The sequence below is a fragment of the Vandammella animalimorsus genome (assembly GCF_002288875.1).
In the GTDB taxonomy this organism is placed as follows: domain Bacteria; phylum Pseudomonadota; class Gammaproteobacteria; order Burkholderiales; family Burkholderiaceae_C; genus Lampropedia; species Lampropedia animalimorsus.
The window spans coordinates 177,127-202,156 of sequence record NZ_NTBH01000002.1 but is presented as its reverse complement, the minus strand read 5'-3'; the positions used below and the strand labels follow the sequence as shown (position 1 = coordinate 202,156).

Annotated in this window: 19 protein-coding genes; 4 read left to right on the top strand and 15 right to left on the bottom strand. The window is 63.8% G+C overall.

Features of this window, described 5'->3' with window-relative positions; translation table 11 throughout:
* The first annotated feature begins 32 nt into the window (after nucleotides 1-32).
* Nucleotides 33-1,406 carry an exodeoxyribonuclease VII large subunit gene (gene xseA, locus CLI93_RS04930; RefSeq protein ID WP_095995727.1) on the top strand — a complete coding sequence of 458 codons (1,374 nt, stop codon included), beginning with the start codon at nucleotides 33-35 and terminating at the stop codon, nucleotides 1,404-1,406.
* A 167-nt stretch (nucleotides 1,407-1,573) separates the two neighbouring features.
* On the opposite strand, the gene CLI93_RS04925 is transcribed toward xseA, so the two are convergent.
* The 9 genes from CLI93_RS04925 to CLI93_RS04885 all read right to left on the bottom strand — a co-directional run bounded on the left by CLI93_RS04925 (nucleotide 1,574) and on the right by CLI93_RS04885 (nucleotide 11,546).
* Entirely contained in the window at nucleotides 1,574-2,566 is a 993-nt protein-coding gene (locus CLI93_RS04925) for a M48 family metalloprotease (RefSeq protein WP_095542470.1), read from the bottom strand.
* Between the two features lie 71 nt (nucleotides 2,567-2,637).
* Nucleotides 2,638-3,231: a LemA family protein gene (locus CLI93_RS04920; RefSeq protein WP_095542471.1), complete on the bottom strand. Its 594-nt coding sequence runs from the start codon at nucleotides 3,229-3,231 to the stop codon at nucleotides 2,638-2,640.
* Nucleotides 3,232-3,360: 129 nt separating this feature from the next.
* Nucleotides 3,361-4,455 carry a tRNA preQ1(34) S-adenosylmethionine ribosyltransferase-isomerase QueA gene (queA, locus tag CLI93_RS04915; RefSeq protein WP_095542472.1) on the bottom strand — a complete coding sequence of 365 codons (1,095 nt, stop codon included), beginning with the start codon at nucleotides 4,453-4,455 and terminating at the stop codon, nucleotides 3,361-3,363.
* A 227-nt stretch (nucleotides 4,456-4,682) separates the two neighbouring features.
* The gene (locus tag CLI93_RS04910) at nucleotides 4,683-6,851 is read right to left on the bottom strand and encodes an acetate--CoA ligase family protein (RefSeq protein WP_095542473.1); all 2,169 of its coding nucleotides are present in this window, start codon (nucleotides 6,849-6,851) and stop codon (nucleotides 4,683-4,685) included.
* Between the two features lie 9 nt (nucleotides 6,852-6,860).
* The gene (locus tag CLI93_RS04905) at nucleotides 6,861-7,253 is read right to left on the bottom strand and encodes a Zn-ribbon domain-containing OB-fold protein (RefSeq protein ID WP_095542474.1); all 393 of its coding nucleotides are present in this window, start codon (nucleotides 7,251-7,253) and stop codon (nucleotides 6,861-6,863) included.
* A gap of 6 nt (nucleotides 7,254-7,259) precedes the next feature.
* Nucleotides 7,260-8,402 carry a thiolase family protein gene (locus tag CLI93_RS04900; RefSeq protein ID WP_095542512.1) on the bottom strand — a complete coding sequence of 381 codons (1,143 nt, stop codon included), beginning with the start codon at nucleotides 8,400-8,402 and terminating at the stop codon, nucleotides 7,260-7,262.
* On the bottom strand, nucleotides 8,402-9,589 hold the full coding sequence (locus CLI93_RS04895; RefSeq protein ID WP_238945814.1) for an ABC transporter substrate-binding protein: 1,188 nt from the start codon (nucleotides 9,587-9,589) through the stop codon (nucleotides 8,402-8,404). Before CLI93_RS04895 ends, CLI93_RS04900 begins: the two co-directional genes overlap by 1 nt.
* A gap of 95 nt (nucleotides 9,590-9,684) precedes the next feature.
* Complete coding sequence (locus CLI93_RS04890; RefSeq protein ID WP_095542476.1) at nucleotides 9,685-10,749, bottom strand: cyclase family protein; 1,065 nt, start codon at nucleotides 10,747-10,749, stop codon at nucleotides 9,685-9,687.
* On the bottom strand, nucleotides 10,746-11,546 hold the full coding sequence (locus CLI93_RS04885) for an IclR family transcriptional regulator (RefSeq protein ID WP_095542477.1): 801 nt from the start codon (nucleotides 11,544-11,546) through the stop codon (nucleotides 10,746-10,748). Before CLI93_RS04885 ends, CLI93_RS04890 begins: the two co-directional genes overlap by 4 nt.
* A 289-nt stretch (nucleotides 11,547-11,835) precedes the next feature.
* Between CLI93_RS04885 and CLI93_RS04880 the strand changes: the two genes are divergently transcribed.
* Nucleotides 11,836-12,921 (top strand): SDR family oxidoreductase, encoded by a 1,086-nt coding sequence (locus tag CLI93_RS04880; RefSeq protein WP_095542478.1) that lies wholly within the window; start codon nucleotides 11,836-11,838, stop codon nucleotides 12,919-12,921.
* A gap of 422 nt (nucleotides 12,922-13,343) precedes the next feature.
* Here CLI93_RS04880 and CLI93_RS04875 read toward each other — a convergent pair whose 3' ends face one another.
* The 5 genes from CLI93_RS04875 to CLI93_RS04855 form a co-directional block, all read right to left on the bottom strand.
* Nucleotides 13,344-14,321: a branched-chain amino acid ABC transporter permease gene (locus CLI93_RS04875; RefSeq protein WP_095542479.1), complete on the bottom strand. Its 978-nt coding sequence runs from the start codon at nucleotides 14,319-14,321 to the stop codon at nucleotides 13,344-13,346.
* A gap of 19 nt (nucleotides 14,322-14,340) precedes the next feature.
* A complete protein-coding gene (locus CLI93_RS04870; protein WP_095539592.1) occupies nucleotides 14,341-15,228 on the bottom strand; it encodes a branched-chain amino acid ABC transporter permease in 888 nt (295 codons plus the stop codon).
* 140 nt (nucleotides 15,229-15,368) lie between these two features.
* Nucleotides 15,369-16,562 (bottom strand): ABC transporter substrate-binding protein, encoded by a 1,194-nt coding sequence (locus CLI93_RS04865; protein WP_095542513.1) that lies wholly within the window; start codon nucleotides 16,560-16,562, stop codon nucleotides 15,369-15,371.
* 150 nt (nucleotides 16,563-16,712) lie between these two features.
* Nucleotides 16,713-17,483 (bottom strand): ABC transporter ATP-binding protein, encoded by a 771-nt coding sequence (locus CLI93_RS04860; protein WP_095542480.1) that lies wholly within the window; start codon nucleotides 17,481-17,483, stop codon nucleotides 16,713-16,715.
* Nucleotide 17,484: 1 nt separating this feature from the next.
* Nucleotides 17,485-18,255, bottom strand: coding sequence for an ABC transporter ATP-binding protein (locus tag CLI93_RS04855; protein ID WP_095539709.1), 771 nt, complete (start codon nucleotides 18,253-18,255; stop codon nucleotides 17,485-17,487).
* 312 nt (nucleotides 18,256-18,567) lie between these two features.
* Between CLI93_RS04855 and mutS the strand changes: the two genes are divergently transcribed.
* A complete protein-coding gene (mutS, locus tag CLI93_RS04850; RefSeq protein WP_095542514.1) occupies nucleotides 18,568-21,279 on the top strand; it encodes a DNA mismatch repair protein MutS in 2,712 nt (903 codons plus the stop codon).
* Nucleotides 21,280-21,324: 45 nt separating this feature from the next.
* On the opposite strand, the gene CLI93_RS04845 is transcribed toward mutS, so the two are convergent.
* Nucleotides 21,325-22,953, bottom strand: coding sequence for a peptide chain release factor 3 (locus tag CLI93_RS04845; protein WP_095542515.1), 1,629 nt, complete (start codon nucleotides 22,951-22,953; stop codon nucleotides 21,325-21,327).
* A gap of 927 nt (nucleotides 22,954-23,880) precedes the next feature.
* Here CLI93_RS04845 and CLI93_RS04840 point away from each other — a divergent pair.
* A complete protein-coding gene (locus CLI93_RS04840; RefSeq protein WP_095542481.1) occupies nucleotides 23,881-24,993 on the top strand; it encodes a high-affinity branched-chain amino acid ABC transporter substrate-binding protein in 1,113 nt (370 codons plus the stop codon).
* Nucleotides 24,994-25,030 lie beyond the last annotated feature (37 nt).

The following is a 25,030-nucleotide window of genomic DNA, read 5'->3' as shown; positions in this document are numbered from 1 at the left end:
CAGACGATGCCCACGACAGCCCCGCCGCGCCCATGAGTACCGCCCGCGCCCCCGGCGCCAGGGTCTGGCCAGTGGGGGCGCTGTGCCTGGCCATTGGCGATGCGCTGCAGGCGCGCTTTGGCGCCGTGGCCGTCGAAGGCGAGATCAGCGGCCTAAGCCGCGCCGCCAGCGGGCACCTGTACTTCGCCCTCAAGGATGCCCAGGGCCAGCTGCGCTGCGCCATGTTCCGCCGCGCCGCGCAACTGGCCGCCTTCGAGCCGGCCGAGGGCGACCGCGTCATCGTGCAGGGGCGCGTCAGCGTCTACGGCCCGCGCGGCGACCTGCAGCTGGTGGTCGAGAGCATGCGCCGCGCCGGCCTGGGCAGCCTGTACGAGCAATTCCTGCAACTGAAGCAACGCCTGCAGCAAGAGGGCCTGTTCGATGCCGCGCGCAAGCGCCCGCTGGCGGCGCTGCCGCGCGGCCTGGCCATCGTCACCTCGCCCAACGCCGCCGCGCTGCACGACGTGCTCAGCGCGCTGCGCCGCCGCGCGCCGCACGTGCCCGTGCTGCTGGCGCCGGCCCTGGTGCAGGGCGCGGGCGCGCCGGCCTCGCTGCGCGCGGCGCTGGCCCAGCTCTACGAGGGCATCGCCCAGGGCCGGCTGCGCCGCGCCGATGGCCAGCCGCTGCACATCGACACCATCTTGCTGGTGCGCGGCGGCGGCTCCATCGAAGACCTCTGGGCCTTCAACGACGCCGAGCTGGCGCGGCTGATCGTGCAAAGCCCGGTGCCGCTGGTGGCCGGCATCGGCCACGAGACCGACTTCACCATCGCCGACTGGTGCGCCGACCTGCGCGCGCCCACGCCCACCGCCGCCGCCGAGCTGGCCGCCCTGCCCCGCCAGCAGCTGCTGCAAGCCTTGCAGCACAACCACGACCGCCTGACCCAGGCGCTGGACCGCTACGGCATGGAGCAGCAGCGCCGCCTGCAATGGGCCGGCCACATGCTGGCGCGCCCCTCGGCGCTGCTGGCGCAGCACGCCGCGCAGCTGCAACGCAACGCCCAGCGCCTGCGCCACAGCGGCCAGCAACAGCTCGGGCGCCAGGCGCTGCGCCTGCAACAGCACGGCGCGCAATGGCCGCGCGCACTGCAGGCCAGCCTGCAGGCGCAGCAACAGCGCCTGGCCCAGGCCGCGCTGCGGCTGCGCATGCTCGACCCGCAACAGGCGCTCGAACGCGGCTACGCCATCCTCAGCACCGCGCAGGGCGAGATCGTGCGCGAACCCGCGCAACTGCAGCCCGGCCAAACCATCACCGCCCGGCTGGCCCAGGGCAGCGCCACGCTGCAGGTGCCACCGCACACGCCTCGCGCGTCGCCACACCCCCAGCCCAAACCCCCACCAGCGCCGCAGCAAAAGCTGCCGTTTTGAGAGCCTGCTCAAAGTCTCGGTCGAGTGGGCAAGAAGCGATTTGGAATGGGCTGCAAGGCGCAAAACACCGCCATAGTCACAGCTATGGCGAGGCTTTTCGGGGCCACAGACCGCCCCAACCCGCTTTCATGCCGACCGCGCAGAGATTTTGAACAGACTTCTGCGTCTCAAAACCGCACTGGCTGCTGCAGGCGCAACAGGCGCTGCTCTATGGGCGGGTGGCTATCGAGCCAGCGCGCCAGGCGGCCGTAGAAGTCTTCGCTGGGGGCGATCCACAGGTGCGCAACGGCCAGGCTTTCCGCGCCGCTACCCATCAGCTCCAGGTCTGCGAGGCGGTTGCGCGGCACATCGCGGGGAAGGTTGCGCGCGCGGATCTTGCGCAGCGCGCCGGCCAGGCCGCGGCTTTGGCGCGTCCATTCGACGGCCCGCGCATCAGCCAGGTATTCGCGCTGGCGTGAGATGCCCGCCTGCAGCGCACAGCCGGCCAGCCAGCCCAGCAGCCCGGCATAGCGCATCAGGCCACCGAACAGGCGCACCGTCCACAAGTCGGAGTTCGCCAGCGTGCGGCCATAGCCATAGACCATTTGCAGGCCGAAGACCATGGCCGCCAGCTGCATGTTCAGTGCGGTATCGCCTTCACGGATGTGGCTGAGCTCGTGCGCGACCACGCCTTGCAGCTCATCGCGCTCGAGCTCGGCCAATGCCTCGACCGTGACCAGCAAGGCCTGATCGCCACGCCGCCAGCCTGCGGCCAGTGCGTTGATCTGCGCGCTGCGATCCAGCACCATGATGGCCGGCACGGGCATGCGCGCGGCCACGCACAGCTCCTGCACGACGTTGATGTAGACCTGCTCGCGCGGCTGCGCGGCATCGGCCATGCGCCCGCCCAGGCGCCGCGCCAGGGCCACGCCGCCGCCTTGCTGCAGGTGGCTGTGCTCCAGCCACCAGCCGCCCAAGATCAGCAGCAGCGCCATGCCCATGTTGCCCCAGAAGAAACCGCGCGGCCTGGCATCGAAATCCAGCAGCCATTGCAGCAGCCACAGCGGCAGGCTGAGCATGGCATGCACGCCCAGCCCCACCAGCGGCAGCACCAGCCAGAAGCCCAGGCGCAACCAGCCGCTGGTGCGGCGCGAGTGGCGTTGCTGGCGGCGAAATCCCATGGCCTTTGCCCCTCATTGCTCAGTACAGGCGCTGTACCTGCCCGGCCTGTGGATGGGGATGCGCAAGATGCTCAAAACCGCACCTTGGGCGCCTGGCGCTCTTGCTCGCTGCTGGTGGATTCGAGCATGGGCAGGCTGGCAAAGCGCGCCAGCGCCGCAATCAAATTGGAAGGGAAAGACTGCGTAGCGTTGTTGTAGGCCAGCACGGTGTCGTTGTAGGCCTGGCGGGCAAAGCCGATGCGGTTCTCGCTGCTGGCGATTTCTTCGCTCAGGCGACGCATTTCACCATCGGCCTTGAGCTCGGGGTAGTCCTCGGCCACGGCCATCAACCGACCCAGGCCGGCGCCGAGCACGGCCTCCGCCCCGGCCAGCGCCTGCAGCGCGCTGCCGTCACCGGCGAGGGCGCGCGCCTGCTGCGCCGCGCTGATGGCCTGGCTGCGCGCCTCGGTGACGGCCTGCAGGGTCTCGCGCTCGTGCTGCATGTAGGCGCGCGCCACTTCGACCAGGTTGGGGATCAGGTCGTAGCGGCGCTTGAGCTGCACGTCGATCTGCGCATAGGCGTTCTTGACCTCGTTGCGCAGCGCAATAAAGCGGTTGTAGGTGGCCACGGCCCAGACCAACAGCAGGGCCAGCAAGACGAGGATCACGATGGTAGTGGTGGACATGGCGCGGCCTCCTCAACAAATCCAGTGACAGACCTGCAGCCTGTGCGCAGGCAGACTGCAGAAAACACAGCCCAATTATCACATGTGATTCATCACATGACTACCGGATTTGATGCTCTGGCGGCTTGGCTACCCGGCATCGCGGCGCGCCAGCAACATGCTGTCGCCATAGCTGAAAAAGCGGTATTGCTGGGCGATGGCGTGCTGGTAGAGCGCACGCACGTGTTCATAACCGGCAAAGGCGCTGACCAGCATCATCAGCGTGCTCTTGGGCAGGTGGAAGTTGGTCAGCAGCAGATCGACGACCTGGAATGCAAAGCCTGGGCGGATGAAGATTTGCGTCTCGCCCTCGGTCTGGCCGGTCTGCGCCCAGCTCTCCAGCGCGCGCACCGAGGTCGTGCCCACGGCCACGATGCGCCCGCCACGGGCGCGGCAGGCGGCCATGGCAGCCAAGGTCTCAGGCGGTATGTGGTAGCGCTCGCTGTGCATGCGGTGCGCGTCCAAGTCTTCGGTCTTGACGGGCTGGAAAGTGCCCGCCCCAACGTGCAGCGTGATGGCCGTACGCTCGATGCCGGCAGCCTGCAGCGCCGCCAACGTGGCCTCATCAAAATGCAGGGCAGCCGTGGGCGCGGCCACGGCGCCAGGGGCGCGCGCGAACACGGTTTGATAGCGCTGCGCGTCCTGCGCGGCGTGCGGGTCGTCGCCCTGGGCCTGCTGGCGCTCGATGTAGGGCGGCAGCGGCAAATGGCCCAGCCGCTCCATCAAATCCCAGGCGCTCTGGCCGGGCGGCGCCAAGAGGCGCAGGCGAAACAGCGGCCCCTGCTCGTCTGGGTAGCGGCCCAGCAGCTGGGCATCGAAGCCGCCTTGCTCGCGGCCGCCGGCAAAGTGCAGCAACGCGCCGACGGCAGGCTTTTTGCTCACGCGCAAGTGCACGGCCACTTCGTCTCCGTGCAGCACGCGCTCGACGAGGATTTCCAGCCGACCACCGCTGGCCTTGTGGCCGAACAGCCGCGCTTTGACGACCTTGGTGTCGTTGAACACCAGCAGGTCGCCAGCCCGCAGCAGGCTGGGCAATTGGTGGAACACGCGATCGACCGGCGGCCAGCTGCGCCCATCAAGCAAACGCGCCGCGCTGCGCTGCGCTGCGGGGTGGTGGGCGATGAGCTGCTCGGGCAGCGCGTAGTCGAAATCGCTGAGACTATGATGGCCGGAGGCAGCAGGCATGGGGAAGTCTGAAGTTCAGGAAGGCATCGATTTTATGGATGCGATGCACGTGCAGCAGCGCCATGCATCTCTACAGCCTTCGACTGCTTTACTTGACAGGAAAAGCCAAGACCCGCCGTTACCTGAATCTCAACAATGCCCAAACACCTTGCCTGTTGGCCGCTATATCGCCGATGCTTTGGTCGAAGAAGCTGAGATCAGCCAATCGCGTGATGAGGCAATCCGTGTCAGCTTCCTGCCCCAGCGGCCTGTACGACGACCAAGGCGTCCACAACCGTAACGCCATTAGCACTGGCCATGACTGGATTCAGATCCACGGATTGGATGCGGCCATGGGCCTCAGTCACCCACTGCCCCAGCGCCACTGCGCTGTGCGCCAATGCCAGCAAGTCGATCGGTGATTCGCCACGCACCCCTTGCAGCACCGACGCGATACGCAAGCGCGAGATGGCGTACAGCACTTCATCCATACTGCACGGTGCGATCAGCAGCTGAGTGTCCCGCAGACTTTCAACATACTTGCCACCGTCACCGATCAGCACAGTCGCACCAAACACCGGATCCCAGTGCGCGCCCAGCATCATTTCACGCTGACCCTTTACCATGCGGGCCACCAGCACTCCTTCACACGGGGCTCCCAAACGAATCAGGGTCTGAGTTTGTGCTTCAAACGCGGCCCGCACAGCGGCCTCGCTGTTGCAATCGAGCGCCACCAGGCCATGCTCACTCTTGTGCGGCACGGCCGGAGAGCTGGCCTTGACCGCCACAGATGCGCCCATGTCACGCCAAGCCTGCACAGCCTCGTCAGCGCTTTGGCAAAGACGGTGTTCGACGATCGGCAGCCCAGCGCAGCTCAGGGAGCCGGCAGACTGCAACATCGCCGGCGACAAATCGGCAACCCCAGCCCCAGCCCCAGCGCCACCGAGCAGCATCAGGCTAGTAGCTTCGCTGAGTGTATGAGAGGGGGCTGCTGCAACCAGCTGGCTCGGCGGAGCCTGCCAATCGGGGTTTTGCTGACTGCTTCGCATCAGCTCGTGGTGACTAGCCAGTTGAGCCAAAGCCGACAGGGCCGCACCGGTATGGCCGGCAGTCGGGACACCACGACGCTGAAAGGCCTGCATGGCCTCTTCTTGCCAGACTGATACGACAATCGGTTTATCGAACTCCTGCATGAAGCGCAAACTGTCATCAGCGAAGCGGTCAACGTCATACCCCATGCCAGTGACAGGGATGTCCAGCAGCAGCATGTCCACTTGGGGGTCACGGGCCAGAGCAGGCAGGGCCTGACCAAACAGGCCGCTGTTGGTCAGCAACGCCGCCGTCACATCGACCGGATTGGTGGTGGCAGCAAAACTCGGCAGACTCTGGCGCAGCCAGGCCTGCGTGTCCGGCTGCAGCACGGGCAGCTCCAGACCCAGAGTTTCAGCATGGTCCGCTGCCATCACACAGCTGGCACCTGAGTTGCTGAGCACTGCCACGCGTCGACCCTGCGGCTGCCATCCATGCAAATAGACGGATGCACAAGCTGCCAGCGCATGCGCATCTTCGACGCGCCAGATGCCATGCTTGCGCAGAAAAGCCGAAACCGCCCGATCCTCGCTGGCCAACGCCCCCGTGTGAGAGGCGGCGGCCTTCTGCCCTGCAGCGGAGTGGCCAGCTTTGACCGCCACGATGGGCACACCGCGCGCGCGCGCCAGCCGCGCTGCCTCGGCCAAGTGCTCCGGATCCTTCAGGCTTTCCATATAGAGCAGCAGTAGTTGGACTGTGGGGTCCTGCAGAACTTCGATCGCCAATTCGCTGACGGTCACATCGGCCTCGTTGCCGGTTGCATGCATATGGCGCACACCGATACCCTGACGCCGCAGCATCCCATAGACCATGGCGCTAACGCCTCCACTCTGACTGACAATCGCCACCGGCCCGTCTTTCGGTGGCGCTTCAATAAACATCGTGGAAAAGCTGGAGATCGCGCCCGTTCCAAAATTGGCTAGGCCCTGACTGTTCGGGCCGACGATGCGCACACCGCCCGCCTGTGCCGCGGCCATCAGCCGCGCCTGTGCCGCACGCCCATCCGGACCAGCCTCCCCGTAGCCAGAGGCAATCACGATGGCAGCCGGCACGCCCAGTACCGCACAATCCTCTATAGCCTCCTGCGCGGCATCCCCAGCGACCACCACGATCGCTAGATCCGGCGGTTCGGGCACATCGCGCAAACGCGCATAGCATGGCAGACCCTGCACCACATCCCGGCTAGGGTTGATGGGCAAGATTGAGCCAGCAAAGCCGTGCTCACGCATGTAGTGAATGGGGCGGCCTCCGATCTTGTGGATATTGTCGGAGGCTCCTACCACCGCCACGGAACGAGGAGCTAGAAACGCAGACAGGGAATGATTCATAAATACCAATCAGAAAGGATTTGAAAGTAGGCTATTTCGCTGTGCACACTGACGAACGAAATACAGCAGCACGCCTTCCTCGTGAGACCTGAATGACGCACGCACTGGCTCACCGATCACCAAGCCAGTATCGGCATGGCCCATAACGAGCGGGCCTTCTTCAAGACGAGCCAAAACGATGGTGTAGGGCACCAAGGCCTTGAAGCTCTGTGCCGGCGCTCGATGGATCTCTGTGACGGCATGCACCCAAGCACGCCCTGAAGCCGCACGCCACTCCAGCGCACGACTGTGGCAGTCAGGACAGCTAAAACGCTCCAGTGCGTGGTGCTGGCCACATTCTCGGCATACCTGCAACAGCACTTGCCGCGCTGCCAGCCCTTGTTGGAAACGGCAGTGGGTCATGGGAACTTAGCTCGCATCAAGGATCAGACTGACATGGGCAGACAACACCCCACCATCGGCATGAAACAGCGCTCGCCGACGTCCTGCAATCTGACGACTGCCGGCCCGTCGCGCCAGCTGTTGATAGGCCTCGACCAAATGCATCAGACCACCAGCCACGCCGGAATGACCAAACGACAGTAGCCCCCCATGGGTGTTGAGCGGGCAGGCTCCATCGGTATCGAAATCGCCCGCCAGCAAGCGGCGCACAGCCTGCCCAGGCGGCGCCACGCCCAGCTCCTCAAGCAGCATCACCAAGGTGATGGTGAAGGAGTCATAGATCGCCAGGTAATCTATGTCAGCGATGCCATAGCCGGCCTGCGCCAGCGCTGCCTGTGCACTGCGCGCTGCCCCTGTGTCGAACACATCATCGATAGCGCAAAGGTGCTGGTGGCGGTGCGCCTGGCCTGCTCCGGAAATGCGTACTGGAGTACCGGTACCTGGCTCAGCCGAAACAACCACAGCCACGCCGCCATCGGAAATAGGGCAGCAATCGGACAGACGCAACGGCGTAGCAATAACGCGCGCCTGCTGTGCCTGCTGCAGATCAAGCGGCTCGCGCAAATGTGCCTGGGGGTGCAATTGCGCATGGCTGCGCATCAACACGGCAAAACGCGCCAGATCAGTGGAGTTCACCCCCGACTCGTGCATGTAGCGCGAGGCTAACAGTGCATAGTAGGCTGGCACCGAGGCCCCATTGGGCACTTCGACAGCAGGGTCACCGACCTGTGCCAAAGTCTGCATGGCTTGGTCACGCTGCTGGCCGCTCAAGCGATTCTCACCGGCCACGACCAGCACATTGCGGCAGCGCCCAAAGCTCACCAATTGCGTCGCCAGCATCACCATCACGCCACCAGTGGCCCCTCCCGAAGCCAAGCCATGGGCATACTGCGGTTGCAAGCCCATAAACTCGCAAAATCGATTGGCCAACATCAGGTGTGGCAGAGTAGTTGCGTAACCACTGAGCACGCCATCAATGGCCGCCCCCTCCAACCCAGCGTTGTCAAGGGCTTGCGCAGCTGCCTCACCCATTAGCGTCAGAGGATCACTGCCAAGCAATCGACCGAATGCAGTGTGGCCACCCCCGCGGATGAACACCTCTCCAGCCATCATTTCTGAACCAACGGGCACTGAGACTCCGCCAGCGGCATGAAGGCCTGCTGGCCCGGGATCGTCGCCAACAGCTTGTAGTAGTCCCATGGCTCCTTGGACTCCTCTGGCTTCTTGACCTCGAACAGGTACATGTCATGCACCATGCGACCGTCTTCGCGGATATGGCCACCGGTAGCAAAAAAGTCATCAATGGGCGTAGCCTTCATCTGTCGCATTACTGCCTCGGTATCGTCAGTACCTGCTGCCTTGATGGCCTTGAGGTAGTGCATCACCGAGGAATAAACGCCCGCCTGACTCATGTTGGGCATGCTCTTGACTCGTGCGAAGTAGCGCCGGGACCATTGCCGCGTGGCCTCGTTCATATCCCAGTAGAACGCTTCGGTCAGCACCAGGCCCTGCGCCGCCGGCAGGCCTAACGCGTGTACGTCGTTGATGTAGAGCAGCAGCCCCGCCATGGTGGTGCGGCCATCCTGCGTCAGCCCAAACTCGGCGGCCGACTTAATGGCATTGACAGTGTCGGTGCCAGCATTGGCCAAGCCCACCACGTCGGCGCCGCTGGTCTTGGCCTGCAGCAAATAGGCAGCAAAGTCGCTGGTGGAGATTGGATGGCGCGCCGCACCCAACACCTCCCCGCCGTTGGCTCTGACCACCTTCGAAGCGGAGGTCTCCAGGCTATGGCCGAAGGTGTAGTCGGCTGTAAGAAAGTACCACTTCTTACCTCCGCGCTGCGTCAGCGCCTGTGCGGTGGAGTTGGCCAGTGCATAGGTATCGTAGACGTAGTGCACCAGCGTGGAGGCACACAAATCATTGGTCAGACGCTCCGTACCAGGGCCGGAAAACAGCGTGATACGGTTTTTCTGTCGGGCAACTTCCAGCACTGCAATCGCCGGCGCGGATCCGGTGACATCGACGATGGCGTCGAGCCGATTCTTGTCGAACCATTCACGCGCCTTGCTGGCAGCAATGTCCGCCTTGTTCTGGTGATCCACGGACAACAGCTCAATCTTCTTTCCCAGCACCTCGCCGCCGAAATCTTCAATGGCCATCTGCGCGGCCATCACGCTGCCCCGCCCCGTGATATCGGCGTACGGGCCGCTCAAGTCCATCAGCATTCCCAGTCGTACGGCATCGTCAGAAACCTGCGCCAAAGCAAAGGCATGTCCAGCCAATGCCGAGACGGCCATCAGGCTGGCCAGCCAGGCGCGCGGAGAAAATGTTTGTTTCTGCATACTTTGTCTCCTGTTGGTAGTGGAAAAAAGAATGGCTCGCGATCAGACTCCTACACTGTGGCAATGGGGGTGACAGGTGAGCCGACCGCCCCCGGCAGGCGCAACGGCGGCGCCGTAAGAAAAAAACGATAGCGCTGGTGTGCATACAACCAGTCAGCCAGATCACGCAGGTACCACAGCTCGGCCAGCGGCAGGCCCAATTTGAAAAGGCAGTGCTGGTGCAACGGGAACAACGGGTACTTGACCTGCCCCACTGGCGGGGGCAGGGCAGGCGTTCGCTCAACAGCGTAGTTGTCAGCCGCAATGGCGGCGACCTGTGAGTCAGTGATCCATTGCAGCAATCGCTCGTCACGACCATTGAGCGCTGCACAATGGCGGTGCAGCTCCGTCACGTCCGGCTGTCGCTCCATTTGCAGTAACAGCTCTGCATAACCGGTGCGCAATACCAACATATCGCCAGCTTCTATCTCAACACCTGCGCTCTCAATGGCATACATCAGGTCGTCGTAGCCAACGTGACGCAACTCCATGCCGAACACGCGCACCAAATCGAGCAGCACGCCCCGCCCTTGCATGCCCTTGACGGCCATGGCGTCCACCCCCAGCGCGCCAGCATGGCTGAGCTGCCCATGTGCTGCGCAAGCGCGGTCGCTGGCAGAGTTTGCACAAGACATTTCGGGGCCGATGATGTGCTCGCCGGCTCGGTAGCCGTTGTAGTAAACCAACTCCTCCACTCCATCCCCATCGGCATCGAACAGCGCGCCCACATGAGCCAGTGAGTCCCACTGCGTCGAATACTGCATTGACAGCAGCACCTGATCGTCGCTGATGCCATCAATAGCAGCCGCATCCAGATCGTCCCGCAGCAAGTGATTGAAGTACGGCGTCTCGCCCCGGTAGGTCGGCCCTTTTTGCGGCGGATGCCGGCGCGGGTTGAGCACACTACCTCCGGGGAAATCCAGTGGCATCGACAGACAGAAACTGAGTCCTGCCTGGATCTCTTGCGCCCCCTTGCGCACCTGCTCGGGGCCAATCAGATTGACTCGTCCCAATTGATCATCAGGGCCAAAATCGCCCCAGTTGGAGCCTGGTGGTCGTTGAATCCAGCGTTTCATGGCAAGACAGCGTGAGGTAAGTCAAAGGGTCGGCGAGATAGTTCGGACTGTTCGTGCCACTGCTGCGTGATCATGGCGGCCTCTTTCCGCAACTCGACCACGATGGCATCTCGACGCTCGATCAGGCGCTCGCTCAAAGCGGCAATGCTGATGGCGCCTAGCAAGTCACCATTAGCGTCAGGCACAGCGATCGCAATGCCGCCCATGTGCTCCACCACCACATCCAGCAGCAACGCATAGCCTCTTTTACGCGTGCATTCGACCTGCTGGCAGAGAAAATCCACACTGATGCGTGGATAGCGCTGCAAGCGCGGAGCGATGCTCAGCATCACCGCCTCAACCTCGGCATCGGGCAGTGCCGCCAATAACGCCAAGCTACCCGCACCCACGCCCAACGGACGCCGGCTACCGATGCCCAAATAGTTGGCCCGGATCGGGAACGTGCCAAAACGCAACTCGGTGCATACCGACTCCCAGCCGCTGAGCTCAGAGAAAATGACCGAATCTTCGAAACGGTGCGCCAAGCGGATCAGTGCAGGTCGCGCCAAGTGCCGCGCATCCATCCGTTGAGCAGCAGCAGCACGCGCCACCAGCCACTCTCGCCCTAAGCTAAACCGTTTGCTGCGCGCATCGCGCTGAACCATTCCTTCGGCCACCAAGGTTTCCAATAGGCGCAACGCTGACGCCTTGTCGATGCCGGTGGCCTGGGCCAAATCCACCAGGCGCGCATTGCGCTCATCCGACAGCGCTTTGAGCAAGCGACAAGCTTTTTGCACGGACGTATTGATGGCAGGCAACAGCAGGCTCCTTAAATCAAAAGGATTTCACTGGCATCGATTTTTCTGCGCCGTCTAGACTCTGTCATTGCGCAATGCAGCATAGTTTTGTATTCCAAAACTGCCGTTCCTCTCCTCCTCGCTATGCAGCCGACCTGAAGCCTCCAACAGCCTCGGCCCTCACGCAGTTTTTCAGAAGACAAAACTTTTATGCACTGCAGCGTGACTCTTGCCCAAGGAAGGGCTAGAACGGGCTCCTTCATCTTCTTGTCCATTGAAGTTGGCAACGAAAGCAAATCAAGGAGCAGTCATGGCAAAAAAAGTCTTAGTGGTAGGCGCCTCCGGTGTAGTTGGCCAGTCGGTACTGCGGCATTTCAGCACCCTCCCAGACTGGCAATGCATAGGCGCCAGCCGGAGAAAGCCGTTCGATGTCGGGGATGCGGAGCATGTGGCCATCGACCTGCGCGACGCCGAGGCCACCCAGCGCCAACTAGCACAGTACAAAGGCATCACGCATCTGGTATTTGCTGCTGTGCACGAAAAGCCTGGGCTGATCGCAAGCTGGAGCGATCCAGAGCAAATGCAGATCAATCTCGCCATGCTTCGCCACGTAGTCGAAGCGCTGGAGGTCGGCGAGCACGAACTGCAACATATCACCGTGTTCCAGGGGGGCAAGGCCTATGGCGTGCACATCAACCCGCAGGTGCCTGTGCCCGCTAAGGAATCCTGGCCACGCCATCCCCACGCTAACTTTTACTGGCTACAGGAGGACTACCTGCGCGAGAGACAACCGCGACGCCGCTGGCACTGGACAGTGCTGCGCCCGAGAATAGTTTTCGGCGATGCATGGGCCAGCAACATGAACATCGTTCCGGCACTGGCCGTATATGCAGCCCTGCTCAAAGCTTCCGGCGAGCCGCTGCATTTCCCCGGCGGGCCGCCACGCATCTACCAGGCCACTGATTCGGACCTGATCGGTCGCGCTTGCGCCTGGGCCGCCACTTCACAAAGTAGCCATGAACAAATTTTCAACCTGACCAACGGCGATGAGTTTGTCTGGCACAACGTCTGGCCCACGATCGCACGCGCATTCGACATGGAGCCGGGCGAGCACCGCCCCTGTTCACTGGAGCAAAGCCTGCCAGCCAAGGAGGGTCTGTGGCAACAAATCGTGCACCGGCATGGCTTAAAAGCACCTGCGCGGCTGGCTGACTTTGTCGGCCAGGGTTTCGCCTATGCAGACTTCCAACTCAACCATGGCAAGCAGGCTCCGCTACCAGCGTCCATCGCCAGCACCATCAAGATCAGGCAGGCAGGTTTCGCCGACTGCATCGACACAGAGGCCATGCTGGTCAAGTGGATCGACCGCTTCAGGCAACTGTCATGGGCGCTGTAGCACACAGATCGACATGGCCAAACGCTACCCCATCGACACGGATGCACCGACAATCAGCGTAGCCGCATCGAAGTTTCAAGCCGCAGCAAACGCGCACCTACAACGCCGAGCACGTATGCGGCATAGCGTGACGGTGCGGTGCCTCCCACACTACAAAGTGCTGCTGTGTACTGCTTGAGCGAAAAGGAATGCTCCTATCAGGGTGCAATAGGTGTCACTATCAAAAACGCCATACGCAATCGAGAACTGCGAGTGCGGCAGACAGCGCCTTGCTTGGGCAATGCAATGGCAAAGCCGCCGATTGTAGGAGTGCCATCCGGCCACGCACGGCACGTGCAATGCGCCCATCCATGAAAAACCCCCGCAGCCAATGCAGGCGGCGGGGGCGTTGGGGTTGGGTTGGAGTTGGGGCGCGGGATGCTTCAACGCTTGCGCTGCAACAACGCAATGGCTTCGCCCACAATGCCACGGCGGAACAGCAGCACGCAGACGACGAAGATCAGGCCTGTGACGATGGTGACCGACTCGCCCAGCGAGCGGAACCATTCGATCTGGGTGAGCGAGGCGATCCACTCGCCCCATTCGCCCACCTTGTTCTCGATGGCCACGACCACCACCGCGCCCACCAAGGGGCCGAGCATGGTGCCCATGCCGCCCACCAGCGTCATCAGCACGGCATGGCCGGACATGGCCCAGTGCACGTCGGTCAGCGTGGCAAAGCCCAGCACCAGGGTCTTGAGCGCGCCGGCCAGGCCCGAGAGCGCGGCCGAGAGCACGAACACCAGCAGCTTGAAGCGGTTGGTGTCATAGCCCAGGGAGATGGCGCGCGGCTCGTTCTCCTTGATGCCGTGCAGCACGTGGCCAAAGGGCGAATGCACGATGCGCATGATGAACAAGAAGGCCACAGCCACGATGGCCAGGGTCACGTAGTACATGGTCAGGTCGCTGCTCAGGTCAAGCACGCCCAGCAGCTTGCCGCGCGGCACGCCCTGCAGGCCATCTTCGCCGCCGGTGAACTTGGCCTGCAGCCAGACGAAGTACAGCATTTGCGCCAGCGCCAGGGTGATCATCGTGAAGTAAATGCCCTGGCGCTTGATGGCCAGATAGCCCATGACCAGGCCCAACAGCGCACCAAAGGCCGTACCCAGCAGCAGGCCCAGTTCGGGCGGCACGCCCCAGACTTTGAGCGAGTGGCCGGTGATGTAGGCCGCACCGCCCAGAAAAGCTGCGTGGCCGAACGAGAGCATGCCGGTGTAGCCGAACAGCAGGTTGAAGGAGCAGGCAAACAGCGCGAAGCAAAACAGCTTCATCATGAAGATCGGATAAGCGCCGATGTGGGGCGCGGCGATCAGAGCCAGCAGCAGCGCCGCATAGCCGACGGCAACGAATGTCTTGTTCATAGTCTTGATTCCCGCCTTGTCATTGTTCCTTGCCAAACAAACCGGCAGGGCGCACCAGCAGCACGATGGCCATGATGACGAACACCACCGTGGACGAGGCTTCCGGATAGAACACACGGGTCAGGCCCTCGACCACCCCCAGCAGCAGGCCGGTGACGATGGAGCCCATGATGGAGCCCATGCCACCGATCACCACCACGGCGAAGACGGTGATGATGAGGTTCTGCCCCATCAATGGCGAGACCTGGTAGATCGGCGCAGCCAGTACGCCGGCAAAGGCCGCCAGTGCCACGCCGAAGCCGTAGGTCAGCGTGATCATCAGCGGCACGTTGATGCCGAAGGCCTCCACCAGGCGGGGGTTCTCGGTGCCGGCGCGCAGGTACGAGCCCAGGCGCGTCTTCTCGATCATGAACCAGGTGAACAGGCACACCGCCAGCGAGGCCACGACCACCCAAGCGCGGTACTTGGGCATGAACATGAAGCCCAGATTCACGCCGCCCTTGAGCAGATCAGGCGTGCCGTAGCTCAGGCCGGATACGCCATAGGCCGAACGGAACGCGCCCTCGATCAACAGCGTCAGCCCCAGTGTCAGCAACAGGCCATAGATGTGGTCGAGCTTGTAGATCCAGCGCAGGAAGAAGCGTTCGAGCACGATGCCAAACAGCCCCACCACCACGGGCGCGCCCACCAGCATCACCCAGTAGTTGATGCCCAGGTAGTTGGCGGCCATCCAGGCCACGACCGCGCCCATCATGAACAGCGCGCCATGGGCAAAGTTGATGACGTTGAGCAGGCCAAAGATCACAGCCAGGCCAAGGCTGAGAATGGCGTAGAACGAACCATTGACCAGCCCCAGCAAAAGCTGGCTCAACAGGGCGGGCAGCGGTACTCCGAAAATGGTATCCATGGCAAAGATGCACTGGGTTGATCAGGCGCGAGACAATCGCTGGGGCCTGCTGTGCGCGGAGGCAATCAGCAGGCTAAGGCGCGCGCAAGCGCGCCACAAGAGCCAGGGCGCCGGGCAAGCCGGCGCCCCGCGCTACGGCGTCACTTCCAGAGCGCGCACTTGGTTTCTTCTTTCTTGAAGAACACTTCGCTGGCGGGCAGGGTCTTGACCACCTTCAGGTAATCCCACTCGCGCTTGGACTCGGCCGGCTTCTTCACCTCGACCAGGTACATGTCGTGCGCATAGCGGCCATCGGGGCGGATCGTGCCCTTGGCGTAGAAGTCGCTCAGCTCCTTGCCGCGCAGCACGGCGTTGACTTTTTCAGTCTCCAGCGTGCCTGCTTCCTCAACGGCCTTGAGGTAGTTCATCACAGCCGAGTAGTTGGCCGCATGGATGGAAGTGGGCATGCGCTTGGCCTTTTCATAGAACTTCTGCGCCCAGGCGCGCGAGGCCTCATCCTGGTCCCAGTACCAGCTGGTGGTGAACTGCAGGCCCTTGGTGGAATCCAGCCCCATGCTGTGGATGTCGGTCAGGAACAGCAGCAAGCCAGCGAGCTTCATCGAGCCAGTGATGCCAAACTCGTTGGCAGCCTTGATGGTGTTGATGGTGTCGCCACCGGCATTGGCCATGCCCAGCACTTTGGCGCCAGAGGTCTGCGCCTGCAGCAGGAAGGAAGAGAAATCCGAAGCATTGAGCGGATGACGCACATTGCCCTTGACCTCGCCGCCAGCGGCCTTGACGGTGGCGGCCGTGTCTTTTTCCAGCGCGTGGCCGAAGGCGTAATCGGCCGTCAGGAAGAACCAGCTCTTGCCGCCTTCTGCCACCACGGCCGAGCCCGTGCCACGCGCCAGGGCCATGGTGTCGTAGGCGTAGTGGATGGTGTAGGGCGCGCACTGCTCATTGGTGAAGGCCGTCGAGCCTGCGCCATTGACCAAATACAGCACGTTCTTTTCCTTGGTGATGGCGTTGACGGCCAGGCCCGCGCTGGAGTTGGTGCCGCCCAGGATCATCGAGGCCTTTTGCGTGTCGATCCACTCGCGCACCTTGGCTGCAGCAATGTCGGCTTTGTTCTGGTGGTCGGCCGTGACCAGCTCGATGGGCTTGCCCAGCACTTTGCCGCCGAAATCATCGATGGCCATTTGCGCAGCCAGCGCGCCATTCTTGCCATCCACGTCCGAGTACAGGCTGGACATGTCGGTCGCAAAGCCGATCACGACCTTGTCCTGTGCTTGGGCGGTGCCCATTACACCCGCGGCGGCCAGCAGGCTGGCCAGCACAGTCAGTTTGGTTTTCATGATGACGATCTCCTTGTTCACTTTGAGGGGGTAAAAGATTGGCAAAGGATGAAAAACGGCTGGCGCCACAGACCTCAGGCCATTTTCAAAATGAAGAATACGCAGCGCGATGCTTGCACATCGCGCCCTGCTGCGATTGGGGAAGTGACATCACACGCCCAACAGCTCGTTGAGCAAATCCATCTTCTCCTGCAGCTGCGCCGCCTCGAAGTGCTCAATGACCTCGCCATGCTCGATCACGTAGAAGCGATCGGCCAGCGGCGCGGCAAAGCGGAAGTTCTGCTCCACCATGACCACGGTATAGCCCTTGGCGCGCAAGGTACTGATCATGCGCGCCAGCGCCTGCACGATCACCGGCGCCAAGCCTTCGGAGATTTCATCGAGCAGCAACAGATTGGCGCCCGTGCGCAGGATGCGCCCCACGGCCAGCATCTGCTGCTCGCCGCCGGAGAGGCGCGTGCCTTGGCTGTGGCGGCGCTCCTTGAGGTTGGGGAACATGGCATAGATCTCTTCCACGCTCATGCCCGCCTCCTGGCCTTTGCCCACGCTGCCGCCCAGCGCACGCACGAAACCCACGCCCAGCACGGGCGGCAGCAGCAGGTTTTCCTCCGTCGTCAGACTGGAGAAAATGCCCCGCTCCTCAGGGCAGTAGCCAATGCCCAGGTGCGCGATGCGGTGCGTGGCCATGCCCACGGTCTCCACCCCGTTGACTTTGATGGAGCCGCTGCGCTTGCCGATCAGGCCGGTGATGGCCCGCAGAATCGAGGTGCGGCCCGCGCCGTTGCGGCCCAGCAGGGTAACGACCTCGCCACGGCGCACCTGCAGATTCACGCCATGCAGCACGTGCGATTCGCCGTACCAGCCGTGCAGATTGTTGATTTCCAGGGCCAGGGGCGCCTGGCTTGCGCTGGTGCTCGTCATGTCAGTGCGCTCCTTGCAATTGGCCTTCGCTCGTGCCCATGTAGGCCTCCATCACGCGCGGATCTTGCGAGACCTGCTCGTAATTGCCCTCGGCCAGCAACGCGCCACGCTGCAGCACCGAGATGCGGTCGGCGATCGTCGAAACCACCTTCATGTTGTGCTCGACCATCAAGATGGTGCGCCCCTTGGAGACTTCCTTGATCAGCGCCGTGACGCGATCCACGTCTTCGTGGCCCATGCCTTGCGTAGGCTCGTCCAGCAGCATCAGCTCAGGCTCCATGGCAAGCGTGGTGGCGATCTCCAGCGCACGCTTGCGGCCGTACGGCAGGTTGACGGTGATTTCATCGGCCAGCTCGCGCAGCCCCACCTCGCCCAACAGCTGCAGGGCGCGGTCGTTGAGCTGATCGAGCGTGCGCTCGCTCTTCCAGAAATGGTATTGCGTGCCCAACTGGCGCTGCAGCGCGATGCGCACGTTCTCCAGCAGCGTCAGATGCGGGAACACTGCCGAGATCTGGAACGAGCGGATCACGCCGCGCCGCGCAATCTGCGCCGGCTTCTCGCCCGTGATGTCAATGCCGTTGAAAGTGATGGTGCCGCGCGTGGGCACGAGAAACTTCGTCAGCAGGTTGAAGCAGGTGGTCTTGCCGGCCCCATTGGGCCCGATCAGCGCATGGATATGACCGCGCTGGACCTGGAGGTTGACCTGGTCCACGGCAGTGAAGCCCTTGAACTCCTTGGTCAGATTCTGCGTTGCAAGAATGATGTCACTCATGGCCAAAAACGCGCCTGTGAAACGATGGCAGTTCTTGGGGTGTTCTGCATGAACCCCAGCGCGCACCAGGCGCCGAATTCGTGCAGACCCCCTTGCCCAACAAAATTGTTGAACAAATCGTCAAAGCGTTTAAGCATACAGCCAATCGGGCGCCATTCAGGCCGGCACATATATGGGAAAACCCTTGGATGCCTGCCCATGCCGGGCCGCCGCAAGCCGCTGCCCTTGCGCACGCAGCCGCGGCCCGTGGCATGGCCGCCGCTTCTACAATCCAGCGCCCGATCCCTCGACAGCCTGTCCGCGCCTGCTGCCATGAAGAACACCGCCGCCCCCTGCCCTGCCGACGCCAAGCCCGAGCTGGCCGGCCACACGCCGATGATGGCGCAATACCTCTCGCTCAAGGCCCAGCATCCGCACACGCTGCTGTTCTACCGCATGGGCGATTTTTACGAGATGTTCTATGACGACGCGCACAAGGCCGCGCGCTTGCTGAACATCACGCTCACGCAGCGCGGCCAGTCCGCCGGGCAACCCATCCCCATGGCCGGCGTGCCATTCCACTCGGTCGAAACCTATCTGGCGCGGCTGATCAAGCTGGGCGAGTCGGTGGCCATTTGCGAGCAGGTTGGCGATCCGGCAGCCAGCAAAGGGCCGGTCGAGCGCAAGGTAGTGCGCGTGGTCACGCCCGGCACACTGACCGACAGTGCCCTGCTGCCCGAAAAGCATGAGGCCGTGCTGCTGGCCATCAGCGAGGCCAGTGGCGCGCGTGCGCGCAGCCAGGCTGGCGGCGCCCAGTACGGCCTGGCCTGGATGAGCCTGACCCAAGGCATCGTGCACCTGGCGCAGTGCCCGGCGGCGGCGCTCGATGCCTGGCTGGAGCGCATCGGCGCGGCCGAGGTGCTGCTCAGCGCTGGCGCCAGCAGCGCACTGGAAGAGCAATTGCGCCAGCGCCAGCAGGCAGGCATCGGCTGCGCCCTGCAAACCGTGCCGGCCTGGCAGTTCGACGCCACGCTGGGCGCCAACAAACTCAAAGAGCTGCTGCAGGCGGCCAGCCTGCAGGCCTGGAGCGCCGAGGCCCTGCCGCTGGCGCACGCGGCCAGCGCCGCGCTGCTGCACTACGCTGCCCACACCCAGGGGCGCGAGGTGCCGCACCTGCAGCGCATCAGCGTGGAGCGCGACGACGCCGTGATCCACCTGCCGGCCACCACGCGCCGCAACCTGGAGCTGGTGCACACCCTGCGCGGTGAGGCCGGGCCCACGCTGCTGTCGCTGCTGGACAGCTGCATCACCAGCCTGGGCAGCCGCCAGCTCAAGGCCTGGCTGTTGAACCCACCGCGCGCGCGCGATGCAGCCATGCAGCGCCTGGCGCACATCGACGCGCTGCGCCAATGGCAGGACGATGGCGCCCAAGCACTGTGGCAGCACTACCGCCAGCAGCTGCAGGGCGTGGCCGATGTCGAGCGCATCAGCGCGCGCATCGCGCTGGAGCAGGCGCGTCCGCGCGAGCTGGTGGCCCTCAAACACACGCTGCGCCAGGCACAGGCGCTGGCCGAGGCGAGCGGCCATGCGGCGCTGCAGGATGTGCTGCAGGCCCTGGCGCCGCCGGGTGGGGTCATCGCCCTGCTGCAGCAGGCCCTGCTGGAAGAGCCCGCCGCCCTGGTGCGCGATGGCAATGTCATCGCCCGCGGCTTCGATGCCACGCTCGATGAGCTGCGCGACATCCAGAACAATGCCGACGGCTTTTTGCTGGCGCTGGAGGCGCGCGAGCGCGAGCGCACCGGCATCGCCAACCTGCGCGTGCAATACAACAAGGTGCATGGCTTTTACATCGAGGTCACGCAGGCCCAGCTGGACAAGGTGCCCACCGAATACAAGCGCCGCCAGACGCTGAAGAACACCGAGCGCTTCATCACGCCCGAGCTCAAGGCCTTCGAGGACAAGGCCCTCTCGGCGCAGGAGCGCGCGCTGGCGCGCGAGAAATGGCTCTACCAACAACTGCTGGCGCAGCTGCAACCGCACGTGCCGGCGCTGCAGCGCGTGGCGGCGGCGCTGGCGCAGCTCGATGCGCTCAGCGCGCTGGCCGAGCGCTCGGTCACGCTGAACTGGTGCGCGCCACAATTTGCCATCGAGCCCTGCATCGACATTGAACAAGGCCGCCACCCAGTGGTCGAGATGCGCCTGGCCGAAACCTCGCAGGCGGCCTTCATCGCCAACGACACGCGCATGGGCGGGCGCACGCGCATGCAAATCATCACCGGCCCGAACATGGGCGGTAAATCCACTTACATGCGCCAGGTGGCGCTGATCGTGCTGCTGGCCAGCATGGGCAGTTACGTGCCAGCGCAAAGCTGCCGCATCGGCCCCATCGACGCCATCCACACCCGCATCGGCGCGGCCGACGACCTGGCCAATGCGCAATCGACCTTCATGCTGGAGATGACCGAGGCGGCGCAAATCCTGCACAGCGCCACGGCGCATTCGCTGGTGCTGATGGATGAGATCGGGCGCGGCACCTCCACCTACGATGGCCTGGCGCTGGCCGGCAGCATCGCCAGCCACCTGCACGACAAGACGCGCGCCTTCACGCTGTTTGCCACGCACTACTTCGAGCTCACCGAGCTGCCTGCTCAGCTGCCACATGCAGTGAACATGCACGTGGCCGCCGCCGATAGCGGCAGCCGCATCGTGTTCCTGCACGAGCTGCAGCCCGGCCCGGCCAGCCGCAGCTATGGCATCCACGTGGCCAAGCTGGCGGGCATGCCCGCCGCCCTGCTGCACCAGGCGCGCGCCACGCTCGAGCGCCTGCAGGCCCAGCAGCAGCCGCAACAGGCCCAGGCCGATTTGTTCAGCCCGCCGCCCATGGCACTCGAAACCGCAGGAGCAAGCAGCGCCGACGCCGCGCGCACACAGGACGCCATTGCCGCCCAGGCCCTGGCCCAGCTGCAGGCGCTGGACGTGGACGCCCTGACGCCGCGCCAGGCGCTGGAGCAGCTCTATGCGCTCAAGGAGCTGCTGGCCTCCTGATGCGCCACAGCGCAGGCCGTGCAGGAGAATCGCAGGCAGCGATGCTCAACCGGCCTGCAATTCCAGCCCCGCGTGCTCACGCAGCGGGTGGAAGGTGATTTTCGGGAAGCGCTCCTGCGCCAGGCGCACGTCGTAGGGGCTGGTGCACATATAGGCCAGCGCGCCAGCGGCGTCGTGCGCCATGCGCAGCGGGTAGGCGTTTTCGAACTGGCGCAAATCTTCGGGGGTTTCGGCCGTGATCCAGCGCGCGCTGGTGTACTGGCTGGGCTCCAGCCGCACTTCGGCGTCGTATTCGGTTTTCAGGCGGTGCTGCACCACTTCGAATTGCAACTGCCCCACCGCGCCCAGCAACATGTTGCCGCCCGCATCGGGTTTGAAGACCTGGATCGCGCCCTCCTCGCCCAATTGCAGCAGGCCTTGCTGCAATTGTTTGGTGCGCAGCGGGTTTTTCAGCACCACGGTGGCGAACATTTCCGGCGCGAAGAAGGGCAGGCCGGTGAATTGCAAATTCGCGCCGTCGGTGATGGTGTCGCCCAATTGCACGCCGCCGTGGGTGGTGAAGCCGATGATGTCGCCCGCGAAGGCTTCTTCCACGGCCTCGCGGCGCTGGCTCATGAAGGTGACGACGCTGGTAGGGCGCAGCTCTTTGCCGGTGCGCTGCACCTTCATCTTCATGCCGGGCTTGTATTGGCCGCTGGCCACGCGCACGAAGGCGATGCGGTCGCGGTGGTTGGCGTCCATGTTGGCCTGCACCTTGAAGACCACGCCGGAGAAGGCCTTGTCCTCGGGGTGGATGGTGGTTTCCGTGGCCTCGCCATTCTTGGCGATCAGGCGGCTGATGCGCGGGCCGGGCGGGGGCGACATGTCCACCACGGCGTCCAACACCTCCATCACGCCAAAGTTGTTCACGCCCGAGCCGAAGAACACGGGCGTGAGCTTGCCGGCGAGGAATGCCTCATGGTCCCACTCGGCCGATGCGCCCTGGGCCAGCTCCATGCTTTCCAGCGCATCGTCAAAGGTTTTGCCAAAGCGTGCGCGCAGCTTGTCGGCCTCAGCCAAGGGGATGACTTCAAAGTCCTGCGGGCGCTTTTCGGTGCCGGCCTGGAACACCGTCATGCTTTGCGTGCGCAGGTTGATGATGCCGCCAAAGCTCTTGCCCTGGCCCACGGGCCAGGTGATGGGGCAGCAGGGCATGCCCAGCTCGCGCTCCACTTCATCAAGAATGTCCAGCGGGTCGCGCACCTCGCGGTCCATCTTGTTGACGAAGGTGATGATGGGCGTGTCGCGCTGGCGGCAGACTTCGATCAGGCGCCGCGTTTGCGCCTCCACGCCGTTGGCCGCGTCGATCACCATCAGCGCCGAATCCACGGCGGTGAGCACGCGGTAGGTGTCCTCGGAGAAGTCCTTGTGGCCGGGCGTGTCCAGCAGGTTGATGACGTGCTCGCGGTAGCTCATCTGCATCACGCTCGATGCCACCGAAATGCCGCGCTGCTTTTCGATCTCCATCCAGTCGGACGTGGCGTGGCGGCTGGCCTTGCGGCCCTTGACGGCCCCGGCGATCTGGATCGCGCCGGAGAACAGCAGCAGCTTTTCGGTCAGCGTGGTTTTACCCGCGTCCGGGTGGGAGATGATGGCGAAGGTGCGGCGGCGGCGGGTTTCTTTGGCGTAGGTCACGGCAGAAGGCTCGGGCAGGCAGGCCCGTGCGCCCAAACGGGCGCCAGGGCAAAACAAAAGCGCGCTATTTTAAGAAGCTGTTCACGGCCCCCGCCCCCGGCTGAAAAGCTCAGTGAAGTGGTTTGGGATGGGCTGCAAGGCGCAAAACGCAGGCGGGCCGGGCGGCCCAGCGAGGCTTTGCGGGCGCGGCAGACCTCCCAAATCCGTTTCCATTACCCCGCTTCCTCACAGAGCCTTCGACCAGGCTCAGAGCTTGGTCAAGGCCTGGGGGCGGCGGGCAACAAGTGGTTTGGGACGGGCTGCAAAGCGCGAAACGCAGCCGGGCCGGGCGGCCCGGCGAGGCTTTGCGGGCGCGGCAGACCGCCCACATCAGCTTCCACCACTCCGCCGTTCATGCAGAGCTTTCGACCAAGCTCAGAGCTTGGTCAAGGCCTGGGTGCAGCGGGCAATCAAGCGGTTTGGGATGGGCTGCAAGGCGCGAAACGCAGCCGGGCCGGGTGGCCCGGCGAGGCTTTGCGGGCGCGGCAGACCGCTCACATCAGCTTCCATCGCTCCGCCGTTCATGCAGAGCTTTCGACCAAGCTCAGAGCTTGGTCAAGGCCTGGGGGCAGCGGGCAACAAGTGGTTTGGGATGGGCTGCAAGGCGCAAAACGCAGCCGGGCCGGACGGCCCGGCGAGGCTTTGCAACGCGGCAGACCGCCCAAATCCACTTGATTGCCCGCCGCCCCCAGGCCTTGATCAAGCTCTTAGGGTAATCCTGCCCATGACAAGCCCCATGACGCACAGCACAATACGCCCCCCAGCCACGCTGCCACCCAGCGTGGCATTTTGATGGCAGGCCTCTGGCCTGCCTTTGCGGCCCGGCCATTGAGCTGTGCAGCCGCCTGCACGACACAACACTTCGACACTCACAAGGAGCTTCTCAGCATGATGCTTTCCTGGCGCACCCCCGTCCTGGCTGCGGCGGCCGCACTTTGCCTGGGCGGCGCGGCCCTGGCCGCGGACACGATCAAGATCGGCATTCCCCAGCCCATGACCGGGCCCAACACGCAATACGGCGACCAGATTCAGGCCGGGGCCCTGACGGCCATCGAAACCATCAACGCCGCCGGCGGCGTGGTGGGCCGCAAGCTCGAGCCCATCCTGATCGACGACGGCTGCGAGCCCAAGCAGGCCGTGCCGGCGGCCAACCAGGTGGTCAATTCCGGGGCGCGCTACGCCGTAGCGCACGCCTGCTCGGGCACCACCATCCCGGCTGTGCCGATCTATGAGGAAGAGCAGATCGTCACCATCACGCCAGGCGCAACCAACCCGGCCGTGACCGATACCATCAAACCACATTTCTTCTTCCGCACCATTGGCCGCGACGACCAGCAAGGGCCGTTTGCCGCGCAATACATTGCAGAGAAGCTCAAGCCCAAAAGCGTAGTGGTGCTGCATGACAAGCAGTCCTACGGCGCAGGCGTGGCCACGCAAGTGCGCGATGCGCTGCAAAAGCATGGCGTCAACATCAGCCTGTTCGAGAGCATCAATGTGGGCGACAGCGATTACTCGGCCATCATCACCAAGCTCAAGACCATGGCGCCGGATTTGGTGTATTTCGGCGGCTACCACCCGGAGCTGGGCCTGCTGCTGCGCCAAGCGCGCGAGCAGGGCCTGCAGGTGCAGTTCATGGGCCCGGAGGGCACGGCCAACCAGGATCTGGTGGCCATTGCCGGCCCGGCCATCGAAGGCCTGCTGGTGACGCTGCCAGCGGACTTCACCAAGCGCCCGGAAAACGCAGACATCGTCAAGGCCTTCCGCGATGCCAAGCGCGATCCGGATGGCGCCTTCCAGATGCCAGCCTATGCCGCCGTGGAGCTGCTGGCCACCGCCATCAAGGCCGTGGGCGACGACCCGGAGAAAGTGGCCAATTACCTGCACGCCGGCAGCTTCGAGACTTCGATCGGCAGGGTTGAATTCGATGCCAAGGGCGATCTGAAGAATTTCGAGTTTGCCGTCTACCAGTGGGACAAGGACGGCAGCAAGAAACAACTGTAAACAGGCCTTAGTATTGCCCCGCCGCGCGCCTGCCAGG